Source organism: Sulfuricaulis sp., assembly GCF_049587675.1.
Lineage (GTDB): Bacteria > Pseudomonadota > Gammaproteobacteria > Acidiferrobacterales > Sulfurifustaceae > Sulfuricaulis.
In genome coordinates this window covers 1-5,049 of sequence record NZ_JBAVEJ010000110.1, presented here as the reverse complement: position 1 = coordinate 5,049, position 5,049 = coordinate 1, and the positions used below count along the sequence as shown (strand labels likewise).

Annotated in this window: 5 protein-coding genes; all 5 read left to right on the top strand. The window is 61.1% G+C overall.

From position 1 onward, the window contains the following. On the top strand, positions 1-363 hold a 363-nt coding region (locus WB402_RS05705; protein ID WP_424205952.1), incomplete at its 5' end, for an aminotransferase class I/II-fold pyridoxal phosphate-dependent enzyme. A gap of 25 nt (positions 364-388) precedes the next feature. Further along, positions 389-1,135, top strand: coding sequence for a ZIP family metal transporter (locus tag WB402_RS05700; protein ID WP_424205951.1), 747 nt, complete (start codon positions 389-391; stop codon positions 1,133-1,135). 245 nt (positions 1,136-1,380) lie between these two features. Further along, positions 1,381-2,379 carry an ABC transporter substrate-binding protein gene (locus tag WB402_RS05695; protein ID WP_424205950.1) on the top strand — a complete coding sequence of 333 codons (999 nt, stop codon included), beginning with the start codon at positions 1,381-1,383 and terminating at the stop codon, positions 2,377-2,379. 163 nt (positions 2,380-2,542) lie between these two features. Next, positions 2,543-3,625, top strand: coding sequence for an ABC transporter ATP-binding protein (locus WB402_RS05690; RefSeq protein ID WP_424205949.1), 1,083 nt, complete (start codon positions 2,543-2,545; stop codon positions 3,623-3,625). A 14-nt stretch (positions 3,626-3,639) separates the two neighbouring features. After that, a partial coding sequence (locus WB402_RS05685) for an ABC transporter permease (protein WP_424205947.1) occupies positions 3,640-5,049 on the top strand: 1,410 nt, incomplete at its 3' end.

Sequence of the window (5,049 nt, the reverse complement as noted above, 5' to 3'; positions counted from 1 at the left end):
GATGACCTGAACCAGCACAACGATGCCTACCCGCTCGCCCGCCCGAGCGAGGCGGCCGCCATCGCCACCCTGCAGCACGAGGACGAAATCCGGGCACGTGCCAAACAGTTGCGCCTGTGGACCGAAGGGCTTGCCGCGCAGCTGCGCGAACTCGGCGTCCGTACCTATCCGACCGAGACCTATTTCTTCCTTGCCGATTTCGCACCGTACGATGCCGCGGCGCTCGCCGGGCATCTGAAAGCGCAGAACATTCTGGTGAAACCGCTCAATGATCCGCGCCTCGGGCCGGGCTATCTGCGCGTCACTACCGCGCTGCCGGAAGACAATGCACGATTCGTTGCGGCCTTGAAGGCATTGCTCTAAGCCCGGGCACAAGAAGGAGAAGCAGATGGATCCGTTGCTGCTGTGGATCGTCGGAAGCGGGTTGCTCATGAGCGCCATTGCACTGGTGGGCAGCGTGACGCTGGTGCTGAGCGAACGGACGCTCCGGCGCATTCTGCTGCCGCTGGTGGCATTCGCCGCTGGCTCGCTGCTGGGTGGTGCGTTTTTTCACATGCTCCCCGCCAGCCTCGCTTCCGGCATGCGCGATGTCACGGTCTTTACACTGATCCTCGCCGGCTTTGCGGTATTTTTCGGGCTCGAGCAGTTCCTGCACTGGCACCACTGCCACCGCGCCGAGACCGACTGCAAGAAGCCGCTCACCTACCTGATCCTGATCGGCGACGGACTGCACAATTTCCTCGGCGGGCTGGCGGTGGCCAGCACCTTTGTGATCGACATCCGTCTCGGCATCGTCACCTGGCTCGCCGCCGCGGCGCACGAGGTGCCGCAGGAACTCGGCGACTTCGGGGTACTCGTACACGGCGGCTGGGAGCGACGGCAGGCGCTGTTCTACAACGTGCTGTCGGCGCTCACCTTCCTGGTCGGCGGCGTGATCGCCTACTTCGCTTCGTTCCGCCTCGACGTGTCGTTCCTGGTGCCGTTCGCCGCCGGCAACTTCATCTACATCGGCGCCTCCGACCTGATCCCCGAGGTCAAGGCGCACGCCAATCTCCGGGCCAACATCGTTCATTTCGTTGCCTTCGCCGTGGGCGTTACACTGATGCTCGCGGTGAAGCTCGCGCTGGAGCCCTGAACCGTGATGTCTTCGCAGTCGGTCGAGTTCGCGCCTCGATTAATCGACGTCGCCGTCAACGGCACAAACCAGCGATATTGATTGTTGATTTACGTCAAAATACATACCATCGCGCGTGATAGTCTTTTTCGGTGTTTTTTTCGGGGATTCGGCGTGGGTCGTTGATTCACACAGGCCATACCGACTGCCACACTTTTTTTGCTAACCCAACGCCGCCCGGCGGCTCCTAAAGAAGGGGGATATCCATGAAAATGTTACTCGCGATGTTCATCGTTCTGTTCGCGGCCGCTAACGCTCATGCCGCGGACGATGCTCTGCTGAGCAAGGCCAGGACCGAAGGCAAGGTTGCGTTCTACGCCAACATCACCGCCGTCGAGCCGATCATCAAGGCGTTCACCGACGACACCGGGGTAAAGGCGGAGTACACCCGGATCTCGACCACAAAATTCGTGGCCACGGCCATCACCGAATTCGAGGCCGGCAAGTTCATGGCCGACGTCGTCCAGGGTCCGCTGCCGGTCCTGGAGCTGCTCAAAGAGAAGGGCATGTTGGCGGCGTATCGTTCCCCGGCCGCCGCCGGGTACCCGGAGTGGACCAGGAAGGACGACCGCATCCAGCTTTTCGGCATCGAGTACGTGGGCCTGATCTACAATAAGGACCTGGTGAAAAAAGCCGACGTGCCGAAGCGCTACGAGGATCTGACCGATCCCAAGTGGAAGAACAAGATCGTCATGGCCAATCCGGCCAACCATCCCACGACCATCTCCTGGCTCATCGGACTCAAGGAAAATGTCTTCAAGTCCGAGGCCGAGTGGATGAAGTTCGTGAAGGGGCTGGCCGCCAACAAGCCCATGTTCGTGGCCTCCTTCGGGCCCACCCCGGCACCGCTCGAGAGCGGCGAAAAACTGATCGGCATCTCCATGCCTAAATACATCATCACCAAGGCCCCGGCCCCACTCGACTGGGCCCACTTGTCACAGCCGCTCATGGGCACGCCGCGCGCCATCGCGGTGAGTTCAACCGCCCCGCATCCCAATGCGGCGAGGGCTTTTATAGACTACTGGCTCTCGAAGAAGGCCATGGACATGATGGCGAAGGACGTCGGGGAGTATGTTCTCGCGCCGGGTGTCTTTCCGCCCATTGAGGGCATGGATAAGGCCAAGGTCATCTCCATCCGTGAGCTGTCTGACGATGAAATCAAGAAGTGGGGCAGCGAGTTCAAGACGATCTTTGACGTCAAATAATACGGTTCCACGGCAATCGCCCTGCCACCCGGACCGACCAGCCGGGCGGCAGCTTGTCCGGTTCACGGCAACGGCGAATCACGGTTTCCCTGCACAGCTAACCTCTGCGAACGCCAGAGGTTAATCTCCCTTCCGGCTTAAGAGGCGCTCACGGACAAACACCATGGAGATCCGAATCCAAGACGTCAGCAAAAACTATTTTTCCGGGGGCAAGACCATCAAGGCCCTGGACCACGTGGATCTGATCATCCCCGCCAACCAGATATTCACCCTGTTGGGACCCAGCGGCTGCGGCAAGACCACGCTGCTGCGTTGCATCGTCGGCCTGGAGGCTCCGGATACGGGCGAGATCAGTATCGGCAACGATGTAGTGTGGTCGAAGCACAAGAACATCAACGTCCCCACGGAAAAGCGCGGGCTGGGCATGGTGTTTCAGACTTACGCCATCTGGCCGCATATGAACGTCTTCGACAATGTGGCCTACCCGCTGCAGATCCGCAACATCCCCCGGGACGTCATCCGCCAGCGGGTGGCGAAAACCCTGAGCTTCGTGCATCTGGAGGGAATGGAAAAACGCCCCGCGACCAAACTGTCCGGCGGCCAGCAGCAGCGCGTCGCTCTCGCCCGCGCGCTGGTGGCCGAGCCCAAGGTCATTCTGTTCGACGAACCGTTGAGCAACCTCGACGCCAAGCTCCGCGAGGAAACCCGCAAGGAGTTGCGAACCTTTCTGGGCAAGCTGAAGATCACCGCGGTCTACGTGACGCACGACCGGGTCGAGGCGCTCGCGCTGTCGGACACCATCGCGATCATGCGCGAAGGTCGGATCATCGAGGTGGGCGACCCCAAGAAAATCTATTTCGATGCGAACCACCGCTTCGTGGCGGATTTCATCGGCCGCGCCAACCTGGTCAAGGCGACGGTGCGGGCCCACGACGGCGACCACACCATCGTGGATTGCGGACTCGGGATCATCGCCTGCCAGCGGCGCGACATCCCCACGGGCAGCGAGGCCACGCTCTGCATCCGGCCGGAGTTCATCCGGATCGCGAGAGGCGAGGCTGGCGGCAAAAACGTGGTCAACGGCCGCGTCGAGTCCCTGATCTTCATCGGCGAGGCGTATGAGGTGGAAATCCGCGTTGGCGACGAGTTGCTGCTCGCCAAAATCGATCCGGACGTGGACCTCAAGGTAGGCAACGCAGTCAACTTCAGCCTCGATCCCGCGCATTGCCTGCTGGTGTCCATCTGAAGCGCGGTGCGTCCATGGTTCAGAACCGCTCGAAACTGACGCTTTCCCTCGTCGTCATCGTCGGGGTTCTGACCTTGGGCCCTGTCGTTATGCTCCTCATGGGGAGCTTTTCCAAAGGGCTGACCGCCTTCGGCAGCTTCACCCTGGAAAAATATATCGAGGCCTATACCGACCCGGCCTTTTACGAGGTCATCGTCAACACGATCGTTTTTGTCCTGGGCTCATCGATCATGGCCACGGGGCTGGCCTTGTTCCTCGCTTATCTCAATAACCGCACCGACATCCCCTTCAAGTTCCTGTTCCGGATCATCTCCATTCTGCCGATGATGATCCCGCACCTGCTGTTCGCGGTGAGCTGGGCGCTGCTGCTCAATCCGTCGAACGGGATGATGAACATGGTGCTCAAGAACGTCCTCGGTCTGGAGAGTGCGCCGTTCAACATTTATTCGCTGCAGGGGATGATCCTGGTGGAGGGGCTGCTCGACATGCCGGTCTCGTATCTGATCATCGCGCCGGCCATGGCCTCGTTCGACGTAGCGCTGGAGGAATCTTCGCGGGTCTTCGGGGCGGGTACGTGGCGGACCCTGATCCGGGTGACGCTGCCGGTGCTGCGGCCGGCGATCCTGGCGGCCTTCATCCTGGGCCTGGTCCGCGGCCTCGCGTCCTTTGCCACGCCTTCGGTCCTCGGCATGCCGGGGCGGGTCAATGTCCTGTCGACATATCTGTATCAGATGATCGCGACGGGCTTCGCCCCGGATTACGGCCAGGCCGCGGCCGTGGGCATGAGCGTGCTGGTGACTTCCATCACGCTCATCATTGTCTACCGCGCGCTGACCGCGGAGAGTGAAAAGTACGTGACCATCGCCGGCCGCGGATACCGCCCGACCGTGATCGAACTCAAGGCGGCGAAGATTCCGCTGTTCACCGTGGTGGCCCTGCTGTCACTGATACTGATCGTGCTGCCGGTGGCGGTCCTGTTCTACACCTCGCTGGTGCCCTACTCCATGGTGCCGAGCGCGCACGCCTTTTCGCTCATGAGCTGGAAGCACTGGATCGAGGTCGTGCAGGATCCGATCTCGCTGCTGTCACTGAAGAACAGTATTTTCCTCGGTGTGGTCGGGGCCACCCTGGGCGTGGTGCTCTCCATTTTCGTGGCTTATGTAATCGTCAAAGTGAAGACCCGGGCTTCCGGAGTTCTCGAGTCGCTGAGCTTCCTGTCGTTCTCCTTCCCGGGCATCGTCATCGGCGTCGGGTTCATGTGGTTCTTCGTCCAGACCCCGCTGTACGCCACCATCTGGGCGCTGCTGATCGGCTACATCGCCACCTATCTGCCTTATGGCATTCGCCCCCTGGCGAGCGCCTTCGTCCAGGTGCACGCACATCTGGAGGAGTCGTCGCTCGTCTGCGGGGCGAGCCCCTTGACC